The 3,103-nt window shown below is 62.0% G+C and carries 3 protein-coding genes; 1 reads left to right on the top strand and 2 read right to left on the bottom strand.

Annotated features, from left to right (window positions below; all coding sequences use genetic code 11):
• Positions 1 to 204 precede the first annotated feature (204 nt).
• Positions 205 to 1,545 carry a Rieske 2Fe-2S domain-containing protein gene (locus OZ411_RS42615; protein ID WP_282532750.1) on the bottom strand — a complete coding sequence of 447 codons (1,341 nt, stop codon included), beginning with the start codon at positions 1,543 to 1,545 and terminating at the stop codon, positions 205 to 207.
• Positions 1,546 to 1,725: 180 nt separating this feature from the next.
• On the opposite strand from OZ411_RS42615, the gene OZ411_RS42610 reads away from it, so the two are divergent.
• Complete coding sequence (locus OZ411_RS42610) at positions 1,726 to 2,001, top strand: hypothetical protein (protein WP_130584027.1); 276 nt, start codon at positions 1,726 to 1,728, stop codon at positions 1,999 to 2,001.
• A 31-nt stretch (positions 2,002 to 2,032) separates the two neighbouring features.
• Here OZ411_RS42610 and OZ411_RS42605 read toward each other — a convergent pair whose 3' ends face one another.
• Entirely contained in the window at positions 2,033 to 2,929 is an 897-nt protein-coding gene (locus tag OZ411_RS42605) for a TauD/TfdA family dioxygenase (protein WP_282532749.1), read from the bottom strand.
• Between the last annotated feature and the right edge of the window lie 174 nt (positions 2,930 to 3,103).

The following is a 3,103-nucleotide window of genomic DNA, read 5'->3' as shown; positions in this document are numbered from 1 at the left end:
GCCAGCCGAGTTCGAAGCAAATTTACCAGGTTGCGGGGCTGCTGCGCAGCAGCCCCGCAACCTGGCCCTAACCCATCAACCCGCCCTGCCGCCTCAAGCGCCGGGCTCCTGTCCCTGATTATCCTGTCTCACTACAGGGGTGCAGTTCACTGTCAACTGGCGAAGATGTCCCGGGTTACGCTTTCGCTTCACCCGGGCTACGACCTACTCCGCCGCGGCGTTCTGGCCGGGACCGCCAACGAAGCCTGCCGGGTCGCCGAAACGCTCGATCATGACCGCCGTCAGATCCTTGGCCTTGCTGGTGACACAGGCGCCGGAACGGACGGTGTAACGATCCTGATGCGCAACATGCGGCGGTGCCTCGCCCTGCTGCAGGGCGCGGGCGGCGTCCATCACCAGCTTGCGGAAATGCATGATGCCGAGATCGGTCGGCCCGAGATGCTCGCGGGTGCGGTCGGCAATCGGGCCCTGGCTGTCCTGCACCGCGGCGTCCTGCTCTGAGACGCCCTTGATGCCGGTATAGCTCTTGGTCTTCTGCAGTTTGCGATCGATCAGGTAGTCGTTAGACTTGTTGCGCAGCGGCACATAGTTCTCGTCGATCTCGGCGATCACGCCGTTGCCGCGGTCATAGGCGTCGCGCTCCGCTTTCGTGATCGGGCGCTGCGGATTCCAGGCATAAGTGTAGATCCAGCAGTTGGTATCGGTGACCGGCACGAAGCTCTGGCCGAAGATGTTCTCGCCCGGCATCGAGCTCGGCGCGTAAGCGTGAACCGGCATCAGGAACTGGGCGATGCGCCAGTAGATGTTGTCAGTGCCGGTGAGGCGCCCGCCTGCGATCGTCAGCCCGGCGTCATGCGGGTTGATCTTGATCACCGGCCGCGGGTCTTCGGCGATCCAGCGCATGTGCTCGGTCGCCACGCGCACCAGCGGATTGACGAAATGCTTCTTGATGTCGAGGATCTCGTTCTCGTCCTTCTCGAACGACAGATGCGCGAAGGTGAAATGCGCGGTATCGATCGAGCCTTCCAGCGCCTGCACCCAATTGCAGTCCTGCCACTTCTTGCTGACGTAGCGGTGCGACGGCGGCAGCAGCGCCATCTCCAGCGCCGGTAATTCCGGCACTGAATCAGCCGGGCCCATATAGGCCCAGATCATCTCGCCCCATTCGCGCACCGGATAGGACTTGATGCGGATGTGATCCTTGGCGTTGAGATCGGGATAGGAAGTCGGCATGTCGACGCAGCGGCCGTCGGTGTCGAACTTCCAGCCGTGATAGACGCAGCGGATGCCGCATTCCTCATTGCGGCCGAGCCAGAGATTGGCGCCGCGATGCGGGCAATATTGGTCGATGACGCCAACGACGCCGCGACTATCGCGGAAAGCGAGCAGCTCCTCGCCGAGGACGGTGACCTTCTTCGGCTCGCTGTCAGGCTCTGGCAGCTCCTCCGACAACAGCACCGGCAGCCAAAAGCGGCGCAACAGCTCGCCCATTCCCGTGCCCGGCCCGCTTTCCGTCAAGAACTTGTTGTCTTCCGCGCGAAGCATAGGGCGTCCTCCCGTTCTTGTTTTGGTTGTGGGGAAGCTTGGCGCAAGCGCAAGCGCGGGTCAACGCGCGCTGCATCAACGTGTCACACATATAGATTGTGAGGTTTATCACACACAATTTCCGGTGAATATGATAGCGATGGTTGCACTGCCATGCCCCGTTCAGGAAAGGATGCTCAGATGGCGACGTCGGAAGCCGAAGTCCAAACCGCTGTTCGTGGCGGATGCGCTCTCTTCAGGCGAATGATCGCAAACCTGGAAATCAGGATCCGCGACGAGCGGCGCAGGCTCGCCGTCCTCGAAGCCAGCTTGAGGAAGGCGGAGTCTCAACCAGGGCCCGAACCGACCCTCATCGAGCAGCTCAAGCAGTCGATCGCAACATTGCAGAGCCAGATCGATGAGGATGAGATGAGCCTTGCCGACATCCGCATCGACTTCGAGATGTTCTGCGCGTGATAGGTAGCGGAACGCCGTCCTGCGTTCACCGTCACACCGGCCGCTCGCCCTTCACTGTGACGCGCGTGCCTGATCGGGTGTGGGGCCAGTAGTCCCACATCGCACGGTGCTGGGTGCAGCGATTGTCCCAGAAGGCGATCGCGTTCTCGGTCCAGCGGAAGCGGCACTGGAACAGCGGATTTTCCGCGTGCTGATAGAGATAGGCGAGGATCGCATCGCTCTCGTCGCGGGGAATGTCTACGATGTGGCGGGTGAAGCCGCGATTGACATAGAGCGCCTTCCTTCCCGTCACCGGATGCGTGCGCACCACCGGATGCTCGGCATGGGGATAGCTCGGCTTGTCGGCGACGCCATAATTGGCGTAGAGGCCGCGATAGATCGGCTCGCCGTCATGCAGCGCGGTGAGCCCATCGAGATAGGCCTTCATTCGCTCCGACAGCGCCTCATAGGCCGCATACATATTGGCGAACAGCGTGTCGCCGCCGTGCGGCGGGCACTGCCTGATGTAGAGGATCGAGCCCATCGGCGGCTCGAGATCGCAGGACACGTCCGAATGCCAGCCTTCGCCATTGGCGCGCGGTGAATCCTTGTCGGCGTGGATCTTCATCAGCGCGGGATCCTCGCCCTCATGCGGCGCGGCGGGATGGATGTGCAATTCGCCGAACTTCCGGCCGAAAGCGAGATGGTCCTTTGGCGTGATGCGCTGGTCGCGGAAGAAGATCACGACGTTCTCGGCAAGCGCGCGATGGATCTCGTCCATCTGGCGGTTAGAGCGCGCATCGTCGGCGACGAGCTGCGCGATATCGACACCGGAAATCTCCGCGCCGATGATCGGCGTCAGCTTTTCGACGCCGATGGTCTCATAGGGCTCGCTTTCGTCGGCGAGATGCTTGTAGCGGGGACCTTGCTTGCCGGACAGCGAGCTCATGGGTGTTGCTCCCAATCGTTATTGTTGGGAGCATCGTAGCCCGGATGGAGCGAAGCGCAATCCGGGATCAGTCCGTTGGGGTAGGATGAACTGCACCCCTGTAGTGAGACACGATAATCAGGGACAGGTGCCCGCCGCTTGAGGCGGCAGGGCGGGTTGATGGGTTACGGCCAG

Origin of the sequence: Bradyrhizobium sp. Arg237L, assembly GCF_029990105.1 — a bacterium.
Classification (GTDB): Bacteria; Pseudomonadota; Alphaproteobacteria; order Rhizobiales; family Xanthobacteraceae; genus Bradyrhizobium.
Note: the sequence above shows the minus strand (reverse complement) of the source record. Positions and strands in the feature narration are given on the sequence as shown.